Source organism: Desertivirga xinjiangensis, assembly GCF_024436435.1.
Classification (GTDB): Bacteria; Bacteroidota; Bacteroidia; order Sphingobacteriales; family Sphingobacteriaceae; genus Desertivirga; species Desertivirga xinjiangensis.
On the sequence record NZ_JAFMZP010000001.1, the window covers coordinates 1,133,718 to 1,156,413 of the forward strand.

The window sequence follows — 22,696 nt, forward strand, 5'->3', positions numbered from 1 at the left end:
TTATAAGTAATTGTCTGTTATATAGTAAAGTAGATGTCTTTTGCTCTTGAAGAAAAAATATTTTGTTTTTTCTTTTGGATAATAAAAAGAATTTATACCTTGCACAAACGTTATCGCAACGCATAAGCCAATATAAATTCAATTTAAATGACAAAGTCTTCTATTGTTGTGGTTGGTAGTTCCAACACAGATATGGTTGTTAAGACAGAGCGTTTTCCTGTTCCTGGAGAAACTGTGTTAGGGGGAGATTTTTTTATGAACCCTGGAGGAAAAGGTGCGAATCAAGCAGTAGCGGCGGCCCGTTTAGGAGGAAATGTTGTTTTTATCTGCAAAGTCGGAGACGATTTGTTTGGAAGCCAATCCTTGGAGTTGTTTCGGAGAGAAGGTATAAATACCACGCATATCTTATCTGATGGAAATATTCCTTCTGGTGTTGCCTTAATAACGGTAGATGCTTTCGCCGAAAATAGCATTGTGGTTGCACCAGGCGCAAATGCCGCTTTAAATCCTGGAGATATTAGAAAAAAGTCCGAAGTTATAACAAATGCTGCGTTTGTGTTAATACAGCTGGAAATCCCTATGGATACAGTAAGTTATGTTATCCGGACAGCTTCTGAAAATGGGGTGAAAGTGGTGTTAAATCCTGCACCTGCGGGTGTTTTGCCAGAAGACCTGTATCGCCATGTTTCCATTCTTACACCAAATGAGAAGGAGGCGTCCATGCTTTCTGGTGTTACGGTTAAAAACCTGGAGACAGCCAAAGAAGCTGCCGGGATAATTCACAATAAGGGAGTACATGTAGTTATAGTAACTATGGGTTCAAAAGGAGCCCTCGTTTCTTCTGACGGTCGTTTTGTGCACGTCCCTGCTCCTGTTGTAAAAGCGGTTGATACGACAGCTGCAGGTGATGTCTTTAATGGCGCACTAGTGGTTGCCTTATCAGAAGGGAAAGAACTGGTAGCTGCAGTAGAATTTGCTTGTAAAGCTTCTGCTGTTTCGGTAACTAAAAAGGGAGCTCAACTTTCTGCTCCGGTAAGAGACGAAATTAAAGATTTGAACTTATCGCTCAGCAAAATATAAAAATTATAAACCAACTTAAATATGTTCATTGTTCAAAATTATTCACTCGCAATCATCTTTTGCGTAATCACCATGCTGTGTTGGGGCTCGTGGGCTAATACACAAAAATTGGCAAAGAAAACATGGAGGTTCGAGCTCTTCTACTGGGACTATGTTATAGGTATTCTTTTATTCTCCATTATTTCTGCCTTTACCTTAGGCAGTATAGGTGACAATGGACGTAGCTTTTTAGAAGATATTCAGCAAGCAGAATTAACAGGTATTGGTAGTGCTTTATTGGGAGGTATTGTTTTTAATGCCGCCAATATTCTTTTATCTGCAGCAATTGCTATTGCCGGGATGTCGGTTGCTTTCCCTGTAGGGGTAGGGATTGCATTGGTATTAGGTGTAGTTGTCAATTATGCGACAGCCCCGAAAGGAGATCCGCTGTTTTTGTTTGCAGGAGTAGCACTAATTGTAATGGCGATTCTTTTTAATGCCTGGGCATATAAAATTAAAAATGAAAGGTCAGGAAGTGCGTCGTTGAAAGGGATTATACTTTCCGTATTTGCAGGAGTGTTAATGGCATTTTTCTATAGATTTATTGCAGCAGCAATGGATCTAAGTAATTTTGTTTCTCCGGCTAGTGGTAAAATGACTCCCTATACCGCTGTATTTGTTTTCTCCGCCGGTATATTTCTCAGTAATTTCATTTTCAATACTATCTTAATTAAAAAACCATTTGTTGGAAAGCCAACAAGTTATGCCGCTTATTTCCAGGGAAAGTTTAGTTCGCACATTACAGGAGTACTTGGTGGTATGATATGGGGATTGGGCAATTCACTGAATCTGATTGCTGCCGGAAAGGCTGGTCCTGCAATTTCTTATGGATTGGGCCAGGGCGCAACCTTGGTGGCTGCACTGTGGGGTGTTTTTATATGGAAAGAATTCAAAGATTCTAAGGCGAATATCAATGGTAAGCTGGCTACAATGTTTGTACTGTTTGTTGTGGGATTGGGGTTGATCATTGTAGCAGGGCAGTCTTGAATATTATGTAACCAATCTAAAGAACTAATATTATGAAAACTTTTCTAATGCTGGCAATATATTTTGCCACAACGGGGAGCGTTTTTGCGCAGATCTTTGAAAATAATTTCAATGCATTAGCTTATGACGCTACCAGATTGGAGGTTGAAAGAGCTATTATTTACGATCCTGAACCGACGGACTGGCAATTCTCACATCATCCGTCAATAGCATTTTTCAAAGGGAAGTTCTATGCTGTTTTTTCAAACGGAAAAGTAGGGGAAGACGAAGGGGAGCAAAGAGTTCAACTGTCGGAATCGTCAAACTTTACAACATGGAGCGTTCCTGTTCCTCTGGTTTCTACTACCTCAACTTATGTGCTAACGCCAGGGGGAATTTTCGTCGCAAATGAGAATTTAATGGTCGTCTATTACACGCGAAACGACAATGCTCCGGATTTATCTAGGCCAAACGCTAATTTATTCGCGAAATACACAAGCGATGGAATAAACTGGTCAGCAGAAGTTGATTTAGGTATCCCCATCTTTCCGTCTCATCGACCCAGCAAACTCTCAAACGGGAAATTAATTTTAACAGGAAACAGAGATTTCTATTATACAAATGACCTAACGGGCTTGTCTGGTTGGATAAAATCCGGAAGGTCTGATTTTAATTCTGGAGAATCTGCCACCCTTGTTGAAGGGGCTATTATTGAAAATGCAGATAGTATATATACCATTTTTCGTGACGTTGCCGGACGGAAAATATTATGGCAGGAGTCGAGTAAAGATGGAGTAAATTGGAGCATTCCGAAAAAGACAAACTTTACCGATAATAACACTAAATCGCATCTGGGGAAATTGCCCAACGGGAAATTCTATTATGTAGGGACTCCGGATACGACTTCGATGGGAGCAAGGACCCCTTTGGTCTTATCAGTATCTGATGATGGTTTTAATTACAACCGGAACTATGTTATAGCAGCAGACTATTATACAAAAAAATATACCGAGGGAAGGTATAAAACTGGACAGTTTGGCTACCCCTATTCAATAATACATGATGGGTATTTGTACGTGGTAGCTTCGCGAATGAAAGAGAAGCTTGAGATCATAAGAGTTAATTTGACAACGTTAGACAATGTTGTGCCAATGCCGAAAAAAAATCTATCCGGCTCTGCACAATTAGACGGAACAGCCTTGCCCTTGAATGATGGATGGATCGCTGGCACCATAACTAATCCAAACTCGGGAAAAATTACTTCGCAGGGTGAATTGCATATCAAATGTGCTGCAGGGGAATCTTATTCTTTTCAGACCACGCCAAGCACTTCTGTAGTATTTAATCCTGCGGGTGACTTTACAGTTGAGTTTAACTTAAAAGTAATTTCTAATAATGGAAGAGGGATAGACATATACCTTAGAGACGGACTTACTGCAGCCTCATTGGTGTGTGTGACTACTAACAAAGTTTTTTTGAATCAAACCCCCTCCAAGTTATTATATGAATTGGACGGGACAAGTTATCATACCTATAGGCTGGTAGTAAAGAGAGACGAGAATGTTATGTATCTGTTTATAGATGGAACTTATGTTACTTCTCTAATCAGAAGTCCGAGCTCGGGGAATGTACAATTATTGTTTGGCAAGTCTAATGCAATAGCTGCAACCGAGGCATATCTAGATTATCTTGCTTACGATTTGAGCGGGGCTTATAAGCCAGTACAGACTACTCTTCCGGTAAATTTAAAGGAATATAAAGCCAAATTAACAAATGGCTTGGTTCAACTTAGTTGGGAAACTTTAGATGAGCTTAATAATGAGAAGTTTGTTGTTGAAAAATCTCATGATGGAGTGAACTTTGACAAATTAGCTTCTATAAAACCAGCACCGGACAATAGATATCAGGTTACGGACTTCTATCCCTATGGAGGAAGTAATTATTATAAACTAACTCAATATGATAAGGATGGAAAATCGAGTACACTCGGCTTAGAATTTCTGAAGTATGATTCGAAGGACATTAATAAAGTAAAGATTAGTCCAAATCCTGTCAGAACAGGGGAAGCACTGTACATCAATTCTCCCTATCAAGACACACAGTCCTATGTTAGTTTATATACTGTAACAGGAAAATTATTAGACAGAAAAAAAATGCCCGTCTCGCTAAAGATGCCTGATTCTCCTGGTATTTATATCATAGGCTTTGAAAACCATAAGCAAATAACAAAGAGAAAAATTATAGTTCAGTAAAACTAACCTATTATGAATTTTAAATTAAAGATTTTGAAGCATTTGATGATGATATGTTTGGTTATGCATTCCACATATTTATTATCACAAGAATCTAAGAACAAAGTAAAGGGTATTGTTTTAGATGAGACAGGTGCCCTTTTACCTGGAGTTAATGTTCTGGTTTTAAATAAGAACATAAGTACTGTGACGGGTTTGAACGGAGAGTTTACAATAGATATTGAGAATGAGGAAGATGTATTGGTCTTTAAATCAATAGGATATTTGGAGAGGCAAATATTAGTAGGTGATCAAACTCAATTTTCCGTACAAATGGAAGTCGACAATAAAGAATTGAAAGAAGTAATTATTGTCGGTTATGGTACACAATCCAAAAGGAACGTCACTGGGGCTATCTCTAAAGTAGATATGAAAAAAAACCAGGATTTACCCAATACAAGTATTACACAGTCTTTAAGGGGAAGAGTTGCAGGCGTTCAATTTACAGATAATGGACGCCCCGGTCAGAACGGTAACATTTTAATCCGAGGGCCAAGATCACTAAGCGCCGGAAATAATCCGCTGTTAGTGCTAGATGGAACGATATACAATGGAGTTCTTTCAGATATCAATCCTAATGATATTTCATCTATGGAAATTTTAAAAGATGCAAGTGCTTCGGCTATCTATGGTTCAAGGGCCGCTAATGGAGTAATTCTCATTACTTCAAAAAAAGGTGTTTCAGAAAAACCCACTATTAACTTTAATACATTCAACGGTATCTCTTCTCCCGGTTACAAGATTAAACTCTTGAGTCCTCAACGATATATAGAAAAGATTATTGACTATAGAAAAGAAGCTGGTTTGCCTGTAGATTTAAATAAGATCGATGCTTATCTGGCGAATAACGAAGCGGAAAATTACCTTGCTGGAAAAACACTAGACCCATATGAAGTAGGGACCCAGGATAACTCTGGAATGAATGCTTTTGATCTCAACATATCAGGTAAAAGTGCCAATACTAATTATTTTATATCCGCCGCTTTAACTAAAGAACGGGGGATCATCCTAAATGACAATCAGGAACGAATAACTTTTCGCGTTAATCTCGAAAGTAAAATAAAGGATTGGATGACAATTGGAACTAATACAATGTTTGGTAAAAGAAATTTTTCCGGAATACAAGCAGACTTGGACAAAGTGTATCAATTGAGTCCTTATGGTTCATTATATAATGAAGATGGAACACCTCGTCAATTTGTTGTTGAAGGGGAAACAGTTTCTGGAAATCCAATTTATAACGCCTATTACAGGAGCAATGAACAGATTCAGAACAACTTATTTGCTAACTTCTTTGCAGTATTGAAGGCACCCTTTCTGAAAGGCTTATCTTACAAACTGAATGTGAGTCCAAATGTGCGATGGATTCATTCATACAATGCAGTCAGGCAGGATATGAATCTCCCCAATAATACGAAAACAGCGAATAAATCTTTAACAAATCATTATGATTGGATGATAGAGAATATTCTTAGTTATAATAAGCAAATAAACAAAAATAATCATGTTGATCTAACCTTGTTGTATAGTCGTGATGCACAGCAGTCTGAATCTACTGGAGCAAACTCCTCATTGCTCTCTACAGATGTGCTGGGCTGGAATAATTTGGCGCTTGGAGAAACGCAGACCGTAACATCAGGAGGGCAGAGAGTGGACGGAGTTTCGTATATGGCTAGATTAAACTACCGTTTCAGAGACAAGTATTTGGCAACTGCTACCGTAAGAAGAGACGGCAGTTCTGTTTTCTCAGAAAATGAAAAATATGCTACTTTACCGTCTGCATCTCTTGCCTGGGTAATGTCTGAAGAAAACTTTATAAAAAAAATAAGGAGTATAGACTTATTGAAGTTACGCGTTTCTTATGGTGCTGTTGGCAATCAGGCTATCAGTCCGTATCAATCATTAAGTAGGATGGGTTCTCAAAAGATAGTGTACGGAGATGGGGGAACAACCAGTTTGGCTTACTATCCTTCAAATATGGCAAATAGTGATTTGAAATGGGAAACAACATATACCTCTAATATAGGGTTGGACTTTGAAATATTAAATGGAAGAATAGGTGGTAGTTTAGAAATATATCAGATGCAAACCAAAGACTTATTGGTTACCAGATCATTACCAAGAATGACTGGTTTTGTCAATGTATGGGCTAATCTAGGTCAGGTAAATAATGAAGGTGTAGAGTTGACTTTAAATACTGTAAACGTAAATAAAAATGATTTTGAATGGAGCACAAACTTCACATTTTCTAACAATAAAAACAGGATTGTGCATTTATACCGATCTGATACCGATGGAGACGGGTTAGAAGACGATGATATTGGCAATAGCTGGTTCATAGGAAAACCTATCAGTTCATATTACGATTATGTTTTTGATGGTATTTATCAGGAAGGCGATACTGATATACCTGCGGGTTATAAGCCAGGATATGTACGGGTAAAAGATATAAATCCAGATGGTACTATAAATGCAGAAGACAGGACAATCATTGGCCAGGGAGGTCAACCTCAATACAGATGGGGAATTGGCAACAATTTTACTTATAAAAACTTAACTTTATCTGTCTTTGTAAATGCAATGCAAGGATGGATATCTAGCTTTGGCTTAATAGGGAGAGGCCCAGCGGAACGATCGCTAAACTTCATAGACTATGGTTGGTGGACTCCTCAGAACAAGTCCAATACCAGACCTTCCTTGCTTCATGAAAATAAGTATGGACATAGTTATTACATAAGTAGAAACTTTGTTCGTATTCAGGATATTTCTTTGGTTTATAATTTCCCAAAATCGATAACAGAAAAACTTAGAATTTCAAATTTAAAGGCTTCGGTAAGCGGAAAAAACCTATATACGTTCACGGATTGGATAGGAGCTGATCCAGAAAGTGGTGCCACAGATAGAGATAACTTATATCCTATGCCTAGAACCGTTGCGTTTGGATTTAATATTGGATTTTAACCATTACTTATATGAAAATTTTAAATAGAAAAAATGTAAATAGATATTTTTCATTCATAGTGTTCATGTCAGTTTTACTGGTTTCCTGTAATGATGATTTTCTTAAAGAAAAACCGATTGCGGTTTTAAGCCCGGAGAATACTCTAAAGAGTGTTGAAGGATATGAAAACTTAATATCAAGCTTACATTATTATACTCGTGAAGAATTGACAGGGGATGACTTGTATCGTTATTTTGATATGTTTACCGGTACTGATATATGTACTAGTGGTCAGATATCTGTAACCCAATTTGTGAATTATGAAACTTATCTCACTCCAGCAACAGCTGCTGCGTCAAGAACATGGAACTGGTGCTATACATCAATACTTCCTTACGCAAATCTTATTATAGAAGAAGCCTCTAAACCAGAAAACAGTGGGGTTTTTTCATCAGAACGGCAAAAGAATGAAATTCTTGCGGAAGCAAGATTTTTTAGGGCTTATGGGCATAATATAATAGCAAACCTTTATGGCGATGCTTTCATAATGGATAAATACTATAGGGAGCCTAAAACAGATTTTGAAAAATCCTCACGAAAAGATATATACAATTTTATAGCAGCGGATTTGGAGTTTGCTTCTCAATGGTTGCCACCTACGGTACCTAAAACTAAAGAGGGGAGAATTGTAAAAGCTGCCGCAGATCATTTACTCGCTGAAGTGTATATCAGCTTAGGAGAATATAAGAAAGCTGTTGAAAGTGCAGACAATGTAATTAATTCAGGTTTATATAAATTAATGACAGAAAGGTTTGGAGTAGACAAAGATAAGCCTGGGGATGTATTTTCCGATTTGTTCAAGCAAGGGAACTCCAACAGAAGTGCGGGTAATTTAGAATCCATTTATGTTTGGCAGTTTGAAGAGTTTACTCCGGGAGGAGGGGGAAGTGGAGGCGGAAATCATCAGCCAAGAGGATGGCTGCCATTTTTGGTGCAATTAACAGATCCAGCAGGTAAATTAGGCATGAGCTTAAATGTAGACACTCTTTTAAGAGGAGTTGCTATTATGAGGCCAAATACCTATTTCCTTTATGAGTTATGGAAAGGTAATTGGAATAATGATATGAGAAATTCTAAATATAATATTAAAAGGGACTTTTATTATAATAATCCTTCTTCTGCATATTTTGGTAAGAAGGTAGAAAAGAAGATAACAGTTACCGACACAATGCAAAGAATCTATCCTTATGTCAGAAAAGTGGAAGGCAAGGCTTGGCAAGGAGATAGAAACAACGGGCGTTCGGGTAAAGATATGATTATTTATCGATTAGCCGAGACTTATTTATTGAGAGCTGAGGCTTATTTAAGAGATGGAGACCCTGGAAATGCCGCTAAGAGTATAAATTTTGTAAGAGAAAGAGCTAATGCTATCCCTGTAGACCCAGCAGATGTAACATTAGACTATATTTTAGATGAAAGAGCCAGGGAGTTGATGGCAGAAGAGCCTCGAAAGAGAACGCTGTGTCGTATGGGAATGTTGGTGGAAAGGGTAAAGAAATATAATATGAAAGAAGAGACTAGAAGTAGTATTTCCTCAAAGCATAACCTATATCCAATACCTCAATCTGCTATTGATGCTAATTTTTCTAAGAAAATTCAACAAAACGACGATTATGAATAGACTACTTTTTTTACTACTGATCGCATTAGTGAATAATTTTGTGATAGGTCAGCCATTAAGTATTATAGAAAGAGGCTATATCTTTGAAAAGGCGCCTTTTATTGAGTGTCATGCTTCTACAATAGCTTATACGCCTAAGGGATTGGTCGCCGCATGGTTCGGCGGTACTAAGGAGGCGAATAAAGATGTTGAAATATGGATTAGCAGCTATAGAAAAGGCAGTTGGAGTGTTCCAAGATCCGTAGCAAATGGAATACAACATTCAAAAAAAAGATATCCATGCTGGAATCCTGTTTTGTATCAGATTCCAAAAGGAGAATTGATGTTATTTTATAAAGTGGGACCTAGTCCCCAGGAATGGTGGGGAGAATTGATTACCTCTAAGGACAATGGGAAAACATGGTCTGAACCCAAAAGGCTACCTGAAGATATTCTGGGGCCTATAAAAAATAAGCCTGTGATGTTGAATGATGGAACTCTACTCTGCCCGGTGAGCACAGAGGTAACACCGACCTCCGGATGGCGTATGCATTTTGAGTTAACAAAAGATTTAGGAAGAACTTGGGAAATTGTTGGACCGGTAGATACAGTTTCTAACTTCAACGTAATACAACAAAGTGTGTTGTTCCATTCGGGGAATAGATTACAATTGTTGGCAAGAAGTAAAGATGATGGTGTTATTACTAGTTGGTCTTCAGATAATGGCAGAACATGGTCGGGACTTGAAAAAACACAATTACCTAATCCAAATTCCGGCACGGATGCTGTAACTCTCAAGAATGGTTTACAGGTATTAGTGTATAATCATTCTGGAAAAAAAGGCAAAGAGTGGAGTGGTAAGAGAACCCCATTGAATATTGGCGTAAGTAAAGATGGTATCAATTGGAAAAATATAATCACGTTAGAAGATCAGCCAGGAGAATACTCTTATCCTTCCATTATTCAGGGTGATAATGGTTTGGTTTATGTGACCTATACGTGGAAACGCAGAAAGATAGGATATGTAGTGTTAGATCCTAGTAAATTTAATATATAAAATTTTATGAGGAGACATATCACCGCGTTAATACTTATCCTTTATTGTTTTGCTAGCATTGCACAAAACAAACAAAAGCAGCAAGTGATTTTTGATACAGACATGGGGCCAGATTACGATGATGTTGGGGCGATAGCAATGCTTCACACTATGTCAGATAATCATGAAGTAGATATATTAGCGACAATATCTTGCAATCATCATTATTTGACCGGACCTACTTTAGATTTATTAAATACTTATTTCAAACGGCCACAAATACCTATTGGAGTACCTAAAGGTTTGGGTATAAGTATAACCGCTTGGCAAAAGTGGCCCCATTTGCTGATCAAAAACTATCCTTATAAATTTCAGTCTAATGACGAGCTACCGGATGCCACAACTGTTTATAGAGAATTACTATCTCGGGCTAAGGATAGCAGTGTTGTGATTGTTGCCGTGGGCTTTTTGACAAATTTGTCTAATTTGCTTCATTCTAAAAAAGACAGGTTCTCGGATCTTTCCGGGTATGATTTAGTGATTAAGAAGGTTAAACATGTTGTTTCTATGGCAGGCAGATTTCCGGAAGGGAGGGAATACAATATATATAAGGACACCGTTGCGGCAATCGATGTCGTAAATAACTGGCCAACCAAGATTATTTGGAGTGGTTGGGAAATTGGTAACGAAATAAGAACTGGGCTAAAACTAATAAGCAATAAACAGTTAAATAGTAGCCCCGTAAAGGATGTGTTTTCATTAGCTATACCGATGGCGAAAGGCGATTCACTTGGAAGGATGAGCTGGGATCAGACTGCAGTACTAGTAGGTGTACGTGGGTTAGCACCTTTTTTCAATACGAGAAGGGGTAGGATGTTAATAAGCACTAATGGTAAGAATTACTGGCAGGAAAACCAAAATGGCAAACACTATTATTTAACCAAAAAAATGGATTTTGACAAAGTTTCCGATATTATCGAAAGCTTAATGATGAGATAGAATCACAATGAATAAAAAACTCTTTTTTATCCTGTTGCTTTTTGTACCCCGGTATACCGAAGCTGAAATTAAACTTCCGGCTTTAGTAGGCGATAACATGGTATTGCAACAAAACACAGTGGTGAAAATTTGGGGGCATGCAAAAGCAAACTCAAATGTCACCGTAAAGGTTGGTTGGGATACCCGAGTATATAAAACCTTTTCCGATGCAACTGGAAATTGGGAAGTAAAGGTAAAAACGATAAAGGGAAATGATACAGTCTACGAAATGAGTATAAGCGATGGAGAAGAGAAAAATGTGAAAAATATTCTGCTAGGGGAGGTTTGGTTGTGCGGAGGTCAGTCCAATATGGAGATGAGTACCCGAGGTTTTGCCAATCAACCTTTACATAACGCCATAGATGAAATATTAGATTACGATTACCCTCAGATTCGTTTTTTTCCTGTAAGAAGAGCGTTCAATACCGAAATTCAGACAGATGTCGTTGGCGAGTGGCGGTTGATGACGCCGCAATCAGTAGAAACGATAACAACGGTGGGTTTCAACTTCGCTAAAATAATCAACAAAGCGCTAAAAGTTCCTGTAGGAATAATTGGATGTTATTGGGGAGGATCGAGAATAGAGGCTTGGATAAGTGAAGAAAAGCTGAAGCAATTCACCAAAGTTGAAATCAAACCTGAAAACCTCAATACTACTTTCGCCAACAGGACCCCAACACTCCTTTACAATGCCATGCTTCATCCTGTTTCCAGCTTCACTATAAAGGGATGTATATTTTATCAGGGAGAGGCTAATGTGACCAACCCGGAGTGGTATTTAAAAATCTTTCCCGAGCTTGTACGTAACTGGAGAGAACAGTTCAGTAATAATTTCCCATTCTACTATGTGCAATTGGCTCCCTTTAGTTACACCAACATGGGCTGGACATCAAATGGAACGGAAGTTGCCCGCTTCCGGGAGGTGCAGCAACAAGCCCAGGCAAGTATTCCTAACTCCGGAATGATAGGCACTGCTGATATCGGGGCCGAATCTACTATTCATCCACCGGATAAGCGGACAGTTGCCAAAAGGTTAGCCGTCCTTGCGCTTACTAAAACTTATGGAATCACTGCATTTAACGGCATGCCTCCGGCCTATCAGTCTCATACAGTGGAAGGCAATAGGGTATTGGTGTCGTTTGAAAATCCGGGTTTTGGCCTGTCATCTTACGGGATACCGGTGCAAGGCTTGGAAATTGCGGGCGCTGATAGGGTTTTTTATCCTGCAAATGCAGAAGTAGTGAGGGGTGTAAAGGGTAAAATAGCCGTTTGGAATGATAAAGTTAAAACGCCGGCAGCAGTAAGATATTGTTTTAAAAATTACAGTTATGGAAATCTTTATAATAGCTACGGGATAGCAGCTTTACCATTCAGAACGGATAATTACTAGATGGTTTGCAGTTTTGACTAAGCGAATTCTCTAAAAAACTGTAGAGTAGCGTTTAAACTATTTAGAACCAGTTGCTTTACTGCCAGCCAAACTTTAAAAAAAATTGGTTGAAAAGTATCGGTCGGTTGTTCGTCTTACCTCAATTTGGTTTTGTTCAATAGGATAAGATATTGGACATTCTGGAAAATTTACATCATGTAAATCCCTTTTTATTTAGGGTACTTAGTTTTTCCAAATAAAAATAAGTTATTTCATGCTGAGATAGCTTTTTATAAACCAAATTGTATGAAGATGGCTTTACAAAGACTGTTCAGTAAGCACATTACAGCTCTGATGATTTTTTTTCAGAGTGTTATCTCTTTTCATCAGGTAGCAGCACAAGATTTCCCAGGCACTGTCATTGCAGAAAGCGCTTCGCCGTTAACGCGAAGTTATGCATCTCCTAGTATTGTGATCTTGCCCGACGGTAACTATCTCGCTTCTCATGATTTTAGCTCTACGGAAACTGCCGTCTATCGTTCGGAAGACAGAGGCCTCACCTGGAGCTTTGTTTCCCTGGTGCCTGATAGCCATTGGGCCGGACTTTTCGTACATCAGGGCAAAATATACCTGATGGGAACGGCTAAGTCTTTTGGCAATATTGTTATTCATAAATCTGAAGATGGCGGTTTCAGCTGGAGCGAATCACCGAACAGTTCTACAGGTCTTTTGCTGGCCGGCAGGTTTCATACTGGGCCCGTGCCTGTAGTGATACATAACGGAAGAATATGGCGGGCTTACGAGTTTAGTCCTGATCCGGATAACGAACGGGATTTTCACGCATTTGTATTGTCAGCGCCAGTGGATGCTGATTTATTAAATGCTTCCAGCTGGACCCGTTCTGACAGCTTAAGATTTGACGAAAGCTGGTTAAATGCCAAACGTCCCAATTGGTTTGAAGGCAATATGGTTGTGACGCCGAACGGCGAGCTGGTTGATTTTATGCGCTTAGAAACCTGGCAGGCTGTAAATGGCGACTTTAATATTCAGGGTTCTGCAGCTGGAATTCCCAGATATGAAGTCGCGGCAAAGATCTCAGTAAGCGTTGATGGTAAGCATGTGTCATTCAATAACACTTCTGCCGAATATGTGCATTTTCCTGGCGCAGAATCTAAGTTTACGATAAGGTACGATCCGGTTTCTGCGAAGTATTGGACGATCACAAGTAAAATAACTACAATCAATCCTGGTTGGGAGACGTTTAACCTCCCCGGACATCAAAGGAACGTTCTAACCCTTTTTTCTTCTCCCGATCTTGTAAACTGGACAGAATGTTACAAAATAATTAGGTGGAATGAGGGATATGTAGTTAAAACCTGGGATGTTTTTGGCTTTCAGTATGCCGACTGGCAGTTCGACGGTAATGATATCGTTGCCGTAAGCAGGACTTCCTGGTATGGTGCCAGGTATCACGATGCAAACCTGATCACATTTCACAGGGTTGAGAATTTTCGATCCAAGGTACCTGCCGACTCACCGGCGGATCTGTATCCTTTGACGGTTGCTCCTTCTATTCTTTCCTGGCAATTCGGCTCTCCGCAGGCTTCAGGCTCAGAAGTATCCCTTAACTCAACATTTACCGATCCTAACCTGAATATTTCAAGCTTGTCGCGAGGGAGTGGCTTGACCAACACGGCTTCCCTGCAACGCTCGTTTAACTCTACTGCCCCAGTACCCGCTAACTCAAAAGAAAATGCTGTTTCCGGAAATCAGTACCTGCAGTTTGTAGTACAGGCAAAGGTTGGGTACAATGTTTCTCTTTCCACCCTGGATGTAAAACTCAGGCGAAATTCGGCTGGAGCTACCAAATATAAATGGATGTATAGTACGGATGGAAGCTCTTTCAATGAAATAGGCGATTATGACATTGCCTTCACGGATAACAATACAGATGGAGTTGTTCAGTCGACCATTCATTTAGTGGGCTTAAAAGATCTGCAGCAGGTTCCCGCTTCTCAAAAGGTATATTTCAGGTTATATTTCTGGGGCGCTTCCTCTGCTTCCGGAGGTTTCGCCATAGGCAGATATGGTTCAGGCGTAACAACAAGCAGTTTGAGCATTGGAGGACAAGTAAATGCGGAAGAACCACAGTCCAGCATATTGACTGCCTGGCAACTTAGTGGTCTTTCAGGAACGACAACTGGAAGCGTAAGCTCCACAACTAACCATAGCGGAATGGAACAGGCGGAGTTATCACGGGGCCCGGGTCTAATTCCAACAGGATTTAATTATGCGTATAATTCTACTTTGAGTTCTTACGGCGTAAACAACTCCAAGTCTTACGCTTTAAGCAATGGAGATTATTATTCTTTTTCGCTTCAGGCTCAGAACGGTTATAAATGCTCTCTTTCATCTCTGGATGTAAAATTAAGGAGGAATACAGCCGGTCCAACCTTGTTTTCCTGGTTTTATAGTATCGATGGTCAGAACTTTACGGAAATTACAAAAGGAGTTAACGTCCTGAACGGGGCAACCGAAGGGGAGGTCCAGCAAACTTTAGATCTGTCGGGACTTTCTGAACTTCAAAATGTTTTATCGGACAAAGTAATTACTTTCAGAGTATACGGATGGAATGCAGGGGCAGCAACGGGAGGATTTGCAATCGGAAGGTATCCGGCTGAAAATACGACAAATAGTCTCGAGATAAGAGGAACTTCTATTTTGCAAACAGTTCTTCCCCTAATAGTAGGTTCTTTTAAAGGTAAGAAAGGAGCCAACTATATAAAGTTAGATTGGAGCACCATTCCGGGAAATAACCCTGCCAACTTCCAGATCCTTAGGTTCGGCGATAATGTACCAAAAGAAATAATTGCGGATCTTCCTTCCAAAAAGGGAACAGAAATTGTGACCTTTACTTATAATGACCTTTATCCTTTAGCGGGTTCCAATTATTATCAGCTAAATCAAAGCAATGAAAACGGCCAGATAATGAAATCTGAACTTATTCAGGTTAACAATGTCCTCGATCTGACAGATATAGATATCCTTTCGAATATTCAAAACACCAACACAGCAGTGAATATCCGGTCGTCAATTGATGCACCGGCAGCCTTGGAAATATTTGATCTGTCGGGAAAATGCCTTTTCTCATCAAAAATGAAAGTCGTCAGGGGACTCAACTCCTATCAGATTCCTTTCAACTATAATCAGGGTCTATACGTGGCGAGACTGAACCTTAATAATAGACTTATCAGCAAAAAATTCTTACGGCAGTAATATATGGCACAAAAAGTACTTCTACTTTTATTGGGTTTATTACAAGTTGGGTTTGCACAGAGCGTTAATCATTCCCTGATTAGCGGAGAACCGATAAAAAACGGTGCTTCCGGAGGGGTAGGTCATTTTGCACAACCCTCCTTAACCGGCATGGTTATGGGCACCGCATTAGCCAATAATGATGCCTGGCCGGATCTCTTTTTGCAATCGGATAAACTTCAGCCAGGAACCTTCCTTTATCATTTCAGCAAATTCAGCGAAAATGGTACTCCGGTTTTCTCACAAGGCATTAAACTAAAATTGCCCTTTGAAGATACAGGCGAAAATAAGGCTGTTGTTCTTCAAAATGATCAAAAGAAAATTTTTGGCTTATGGCGTTTTGGGAAGAGTCTCAAAATGGCGAATTTTAACAGCAAAGCGAAAGAGTTCGCAGAGCTGAAAACGATCAAAGTAGAGGGTTTACCGGGCAGTTTTTCATCCTTCGGAGTAGTGCAGCTTCCGGACGGCCGTTATCTATTTTTGTTCACAATCGCTAAAAAGGGTGTTTTCAGCGACCCCTCTAAAGGTGCTGATTCATCTTATTTTACTCCCGAAGGTTTCTGGCCATTCGACTTGCAGACGGTGGGTATTTACGGAGCCCTTGCAGATGATATAGAAACATTGAACACGGTGGCAGCAAAACCACTAACAGGCCTCGATGAAGCTTATTTTACTATTAGCGGCTATTCGATCTACACTAATAAAGATGAAAGTTACATCATTTGCGGAACCCGCCTGGGCAATATTCATGCATATAAACTGGATACAAAAAAAGGAGTGTTTCTTCCGGGAAAATATATAGCGAACCCGGATCACATCATTCAACGCCATCCTTCAGTACATGCTTATCCTGCTTATTTCAAGGTGCCTGGCGGGAAAGAAGGTATCATTGCATCAGGAGAGGGCGGGATCTGCTTTTATGAGAACAACCGGCAAAAAGACAAATCAGGGAATCTCATATTTCAGGAACCCAGGCCTTTATTGCAGGAATCTCCGCTCTTATATGGCGGATCACTGGTGGTACCGAATCTCACAGACTGGGATGGTGACGGTATCCTTGATCTTATTTCCGGGAACTCATTAGGCCATATCTTATTCTTTAAAAACTCCGGGACAAACGAAAAACCGACCTTCCAGTCTCTGAAGCTTTTACAGGCCGGCGGATATGACATCCATGTTCAGCCTGGCTATCGCGAAGACATCCAGGGGCCAATGGAAGCACGCTGGGGATATACTTGCCCCACGGTATATGACTGGAATGGGGATGGTTTACCGGACATTCTCACCGGAGATAGTCGCGGGAAATTTATGATCTACATAAATAAGGGTACTAAGGCTCATCCCAAATTAGAGCCGGAGCGCTCTCTTTATGTAAAGGGAATGAATGTTTTTGGTGGCTGGAGGGTGAAGCCGGGTGTATCAGAGTTAAATGGAAAAACTGCTTATATCATACTTGACCGTGAAAATGAATTTCACTTATACTGGCGTCTGGATGATTATAATATATCTGACGGAGGGAAACTTACTTTAACAGACGGATCGTACATCAAAGCAAACCGCCGCCCCGGGGGACAGGTAGGCAGAGCAAAAGTTTGTATTGTAGACTGGGATGGAGATGGTAAAAAGGATCTTTTAATAGGTACCGGACGAAGTGCATCCATACCAAATCCGGTGAGTGGTCTTCCTTATAACAGGAAAAAAAAGAATGAAGGGGCTGCAGTGTTGTTTCTCAGAAACACCGGAAGTGATGAAAAACCCGTTTTTGAATTCCCCAAAATGATGAAGTTCAAAGGCAACGACATTCTTCTAGGGGCACATTCCTGCTCGCCAACAGCAGCAAAGGTAGGTCCGGGCAATTCATTAAATCTTGTGGTGGGTACTGAATACGGAACCTATATGTTTTATCAGAGAAAAGACCTCTCATGGTGATCATTACCTGAAAGTGGGTAGGATCCTGCTATATGATAATATTTCATATGAAATGGGAAATGAATGCCAGATTTAAACGTAATTGAATAGCTAAATTTACAATAACCAATTTTTCCGGACAGTAACAAAACCAAATGGAAATTCCAGTTAGCACAGCCATAAACCGCTTGTGAGGGGCTTTTACTGTCTTTTATAAACAAAAAATTATCAGTTATATCACAATTCAATATGCAGGTTAGGGAAAAAATACCAATTCGCATTTCACTTTGTTTGTTGTTGTTGCTAAACATTGCAAATGTTTTTGCACAACAGCCTGCCAGAAAGGCCATCAACGGGGAAGTACTTGATGCAGAGAACAGCGAACCTCTTATCGGGGTCAGCGTTAGAGTAAGGGAAGATAACAAGCGCTCTGTCGTGACAGATGTGAACGGAAAGTTCAGCATACGCGCTTCGGAGAAAGAAACATTGGAATTTGCTTACATAGGCTATACCACTGTTTATATTGCTGTAAAGAACATTTCAAAAACGGTTAAACTTCGCACGGATGCCAGGTCTTTGGAGGAAGTGGTGGTAATAGGCTACGGTACAGTAAATAAAAAGGATTTTACAGGTGCGCTTTCAGAAATAAAAGTAGAAGACATCAGCAAGGCACCTGTACCTAACATCGCCCAGGCTCTCTCCGGCAGGGTTGCTGGTTTGCAAGTGAATTCTTTATCAGGACAACCAGGAGAAGAGTCGGATATCGTGGTCAGGGGAGGGAACTCCATTACCCAGGACAATTCGCCTTTGTACGTGGTGGATGGTTTTCCGATAGAAGGTTTTAGTCTTTCATCAATCAATCCCGAAGAGATCCAGGAGTTCAGAGTATTGAAGGATGCCTCTGCGACATCGATCTATGGTAGCCGGGCTGCCAACGGAGTGATTATCATAGAGACCAAAAAAGGAAAAGAAGGTTTGCCTGTTGTAACCTACAACATGGATCTGAGTGTGCAGAAAGCGAACAAATTTATGGATATGATGAGTCCTTACGAGTTTGTTAAATATCAGTTGGAACTGGATCCCGATGATGCAACCAAGATGTATCTTGACCGGCCCGGTCGCAGCCTGGAAGACTACAATAGTGTACAAGGAATCGACTGGCAGGATATGCTCTTCAGGACCGCTGTCATGCACAATCATAATCTTTCCTTAAGAGGAGGAAGCAAAGGAACCAGGTATGCTTTCTCAGGCAACCTGGTTAATCAGGATGGGGTCATTATTAACTCCGGCTTCCAACGATACCAGGGAAGGGCAAGAGTAGACCAGGAGATCAATAAAAAATTGAAAGTTAATCTGAACCTGAATTACTCAAGAGATAAGAACTTCGGTCAGCTAACCAACCAGCAGGCATCTGGAAATAATTCTTATGCTACCTATATTATGTACAGAACCTGGGGATACAGGCCGCTGTCTACCAATGGAGATTTGACGGATCTGTTGTTTGATGATGATGAAGAAGGAAGCGAAACCTTACTTATCATGAATCCCATCATCTCCACGCAAAATGAATTCAGGCAGCAGAACAGGACATTTTTTACGAGTAATCTCGGAATAGATTATACACTGCCATGGAACATGAAGTTAAATATCAGGGGGGGCTATAATTCAAGGACAACAAGAGATGAGTATTTCAATAACTCAAAAACATACAGAGGGTTTCCTTCTGCCAATAACCCCAATGGCGTACACGGCGGGTTTTCTGAGATCTCGTTGATCGATTGGGTGAACGAGAATACGATCACCTTTGATAAAAAGTTTAACTCTAATCATCGTCTGGATGCCTTAGCCGGGGTAACTGTACAGGGTCAAAACCAGGACAGGTATGCCTTCACGGCTATTAAAATTCCTAATGAACAGTTGGGAATGCGGGCCTTGGGCTCAGGCTATTCCAAAGATCCTGTGTCTTCCGGATCCGCCAACACCCTGGTATCTTACTTGAGCCGGGTAAACTACAATTACCGTGGAAAATATATGCTGACTGCAAATTTCAGAGTAGACGGTTCCTCAAAATTTGCCCAGCATCACAGATGGGGATATTTTCCTTCATTTGCAGCAGCATGGAGAATAGGCCAGGAGAAGTTTCTTAAAAACCTTTCGTTTATCAGCGATTCGAAGATCAGAGCGAGTTGGGGAGCCACCGGCAACAATCGTATAGACGATTTTGCCACTGCCCATATCCTGGAAATGGGAGATTTTTACGGTATCGGTACAGGAAGTGCTACTTCTGATTTTGCACTGACCATGGCGAATTTTGGGAACAAGGATCTGAAATGGGAAACTACTTACCAACTGGATATTGGCTATGAGCTGTCTTTATTCAAAAGCAGGTTGAATCTGGTCCTCGACTACTATAACAAAGATACCAAAGATCTATTGTTGTATTCCAATGCACCCTATATCAGTGGTTATCAGAAAATTTACAGGAATATCGGCTCTATCAGGAACAGGGGCTTCGAAGTAGAACTCCATTCGATGAATATCAATAAAAAGAATTTCAGATGGAATTCCAGCTTCAATATTTCGTTTAACCAAAACAAAGTGTTGGGTTTGACTGACGACGAAAAGACCATGTTTTCGAACCCGTCCTTTACAGCGAGCTGGAATGCTGCTAACCTGTATATCACACAGGTTGGACGGCCCGTGTCTTCTTTCTACGGGTTTTTATGGGATGGAGTGTACCAGTTATCAGATTTTGATGAGTTGTCTAACGGGAATAGGGTGCTTAAAGAGGATGTGGTGTCCTTGTACGAAGACCGGAACCTTTCACAACCAGGAGATATAAAATACAAGGATGTCAATGGGGACCTGATCATTGATGATAAAGATAAAGTGATCATGGGACGAACTCTCCCAATACATTACGGAGGCTTCAATAACAATTTTCAGTTTAAGAATGTCAGTCTGAATGTGTTCTTCCAGTGGAATTATGGAAACGACATTATGAATGCGAATGATCTGATGTTTGAAGGAAACAGCACAGGAAGAAGAGCATTAAATCAATTTGCGTCTTATGCAGACAGATGGACCGTAGACAATCCTTCTAACGAGCAATTCAGAACAAGGGGATATGGCCCTGTCGGGTATTTTTCAACTAAACAATTGGAAGACGGGTCATTTCTCAGATTAAAGACGGTTCAACTAGCCTATCGTCTGCCTAAGAAGTGGTTACCGAATGTATCAGGTATAGACTTAAGTGTAGCTGCCCAGAACCTTTATACCTGGACGAAATACTCTGGCCTGGACCCTGAAGTATCAACAAGGAACTCTATCCTGACACCAGGTTTTGATTATTCTGCTTATGCACAGAATTTCACGGTTTCTTTCGGAGCCAAAGTAGTTTTTTAATTGAAATGAATTAGACAGTCGACAGAGATGAAAGATAAATTCAAAAAAATAGCCATAACCATCATCATAGGAGGTTTATTTTTAATGACCTCATGCAGCGATATTCTGGATATCGAAACCTCTAAATATGAGATGGAAAAGGATAAGTATTATAGTACCGAAGCCGAACTGAATTTTGCGTTAAATGGGGTTTATTCAGCATTGGCAGACGGAAATCTGTATGGTAATAATATGCTGGGAAGAATGGGACTTGAAGCAGATGAAGCCTATGAGGATTACAGCAGCGATGAAAATACAGTAGGAGATTACAATACAGAATCTACGGACTCAAAGATCCAAAACTACTGGCGCTCATGTTACACAGGTATAGACAGGGCTAATAATCTGCTGGCAAACATAGACAATGCCGCGATCGTTATTGAAGACAGCAAACGGAACGACATCAGGGGACAGGCATTGTTCTTAAGAGCCTATTATTATTTTATGCTGGTGACGCGCTTTCAGGGTGTTCCCCTGGTGTTAAAGCCAATTAAAAATGCAACGATAGACGAACTGCAGCATGAAAGAGCTACCGGGAGAGAAGTATATACCCAGATCCTCAGTGATATGGAAAAAGCTGCCGCCTGGGTAAGACCAGCCAGTGAAGTAGGTACAGGCGGTCGTATCTCTAGATCTGCTGTGTGGGGAGTGCTGGCGCGGGTGAACCTGTATTTAGCAGGATATCCCTATAATGAGCAGGAACGCTATAAAGATGCCATGATATACGCTGGTAGAGTGATCAATGAAAATTTTCACCAGCTAAACCCTTCATATCAGCAAGTCTTTATCAATTACGCGCAAGATAGATATGATATCAAAGAAAGTATCTTCGAAGTGGAGTTTCAAAGTGACGGTGCAGGGGTGTATCCTACAGCGGGCATGGTAGGAAGAAACAATGGGATTAAGAACCCCGTAATTGATAACGTTGTAGGCTTATCTATCGGAATTTTAAGATGTACAGACTATCTGCACGGTCTCTATGCCGACAACGATCTCAGGAGAGAATGGAACGTCGCATCGTTCTATTATGTGGCAGATCCCAATAATGGCGATGTTGCTAAGATTACGCAGTGGGGAGCCAACGACTCTAAATACCAGAGATTTTGCGGAAAGTTCAGAAGAGAGCACGAAACCTTATTGCCTAAATTACAAGCTCAAACCCCGCAAAATTTCCCGATCCTGAGATACTCTGATGTATTGCTTATGTATGCAGAAGCCTATAGTGAATATTTTAAAGGTGCTGATAATATCGCCCTGGAGTATCTCAATATGGTTAAAAGGAGAGGACTGGGCTTAAATCCAACCACAGCAAATCCGGCTACAGATTTTAAAGACAGAACTTATACTGCTTTTCAGCGCGAAGTGAGGCAGGAGCGGCCACGCGAGTTGTGTTTTGAGATGTTCCGCAAAAGTGATGTAATCCGCTGGAATGTGTTTTACGACAATATGATCGTCAGGGAGGCCGAAACGCCTCAAACATTTACTTCTTCCTACTATGTGAGGGCCAGAAGATATTTCAGAAGTGTAGAACCTAAAGATCAATGGTGGCCAATTCCGTCATACGAAATGGGTGTAAATAAAAAATTAGTTCAAAATCAAGGCTGGTAAA

General features: G+C 40.3%; 12 protein-coding genes. All 12 read left to right on the forward strand.

The features are described from left to right. The first annotated feature begins 147 nt into the window (after nucleotides 1–147). Nucleotides 148–1,080 carry a ribokinase gene (gene rbsK / locus J3P37_RS04705; RefSeq protein WP_256009852.1) on the forward strand — a complete coding sequence of 311 codons (933 nt, stop codon included), beginning with the start codon at nucleotides 148–150 and terminating at the stop codon, nucleotides 1,078–1,080. Nucleotides 1,081–1,101: 21 nt separating this feature from the next. Further along, entirely contained in the window at nucleotides 1,102–2,106 is a 1,005-nt protein-coding gene (locus J3P37_RS04710; RefSeq protein WP_256009854.1) for a GRP family sugar transporter, read from the forward strand. 32 nt (nucleotides 2,107–2,138) lie between these two features. After that, on the forward strand, nucleotides 2,139–4,337 hold the full coding sequence (locus J3P37_RS04715; protein WP_256009855.1) for an exo-alpha-sialidase: 2,199 nt from the start codon (nucleotides 2,139–2,141) through the stop codon (nucleotides 4,335–4,337). A 12-nt stretch (nucleotides 4,338–4,349) separates the two neighbouring features. Beyond that, a complete protein-coding gene (locus J3P37_RS04720) occupies nucleotides 4,350–7,337 on the forward strand; it encodes a SusC/RagA family TonB-linked outer membrane protein (RefSeq protein ID WP_256009856.1) in 2,988 nt (995 codons plus the stop codon). A gap of 11 nt (nucleotides 7,338–7,348) precedes the next feature. After that, nucleotides 7,349–8,998 carry a RagB/SusD family nutrient uptake outer membrane protein gene (locus J3P37_RS04725; protein WP_256009857.1) on the forward strand — a complete coding sequence of 550 codons (1,650 nt, stop codon included), beginning with the start codon at nucleotides 7,349–7,351 and terminating at the stop codon, nucleotides 8,996–8,998. Further along, nucleotides 8,991–10,034, forward strand: coding sequence for a sialidase family protein (locus tag J3P37_RS04730; RefSeq protein ID WP_256009858.1), 1,044 nt, complete (start codon nucleotides 8,991–8,993; stop codon nucleotides 10,032–10,034). The genes J3P37_RS04725 and J3P37_RS04730 overlap by 8 nt, the downstream gene beginning before the upstream one ends. 6 nt (nucleotides 10,035–10,040) lie before the next feature. Further along, nucleotides 10,041–11,012 (forward strand): nucleoside hydrolase, encoded by a 972-nt coding sequence (locus J3P37_RS04735; protein WP_256009859.1) that lies wholly within the window; start codon nucleotides 10,041–10,043, stop codon nucleotides 11,010–11,012. A gap of 7 nt (nucleotides 11,013–11,019) precedes the next feature. Next, nucleotides 11,020–12,441, forward strand: coding sequence for a sialate O-acetylesterase (locus tag J3P37_RS04740; RefSeq protein WP_256009861.1), 1,422 nt, complete (start codon nucleotides 11,020–11,022; stop codon nucleotides 12,439–12,441). Nucleotides 12,442–12,726: 285 nt separating this feature from the next. Continuing rightward, nucleotides 12,727–15,696 (forward strand): T9SS type A sorting domain-containing protein, encoded by a 2,970-nt coding sequence (locus J3P37_RS04745; protein ID WP_256009862.1) that lies wholly within the window; start codon nucleotides 12,727–12,729, stop codon nucleotides 15,694–15,696. 3 nt (nucleotides 15,697–15,699) lie between these two features. Next, nucleotides 15,700–17,664, forward strand: coding sequence for an FG-GAP repeat domain-containing protein (locus J3P37_RS04750; protein ID WP_256009863.1), 1,965 nt, complete (start codon nucleotides 15,700–15,702; stop codon nucleotides 17,662–17,664). Nucleotides 17,665–17,892: 228 nt separating this feature from the next. Continuing rightward, on the forward strand, nucleotides 17,893–21,048 hold the full coding sequence (locus tag J3P37_RS04755; RefSeq protein ID WP_256009864.1) for a SusC/RagA family TonB-linked outer membrane protein: 3,156 nt from the start codon (nucleotides 17,893–17,895) through the stop codon (nucleotides 21,046–21,048). Nucleotides 21,049–21,075: 27 nt separating this feature from the next. Then, nucleotides 21,076–22,695 (forward strand): RagB/SusD family nutrient uptake outer membrane protein, encoded by a 1,620-nt coding sequence (locus J3P37_RS04760; RefSeq protein WP_256009865.1) that lies wholly within the window; start codon nucleotides 21,076–21,078, stop codon nucleotides 22,693–22,695. The last annotated feature ends 1 nt before the right edge of the window (nucleotide 22,696 follow it).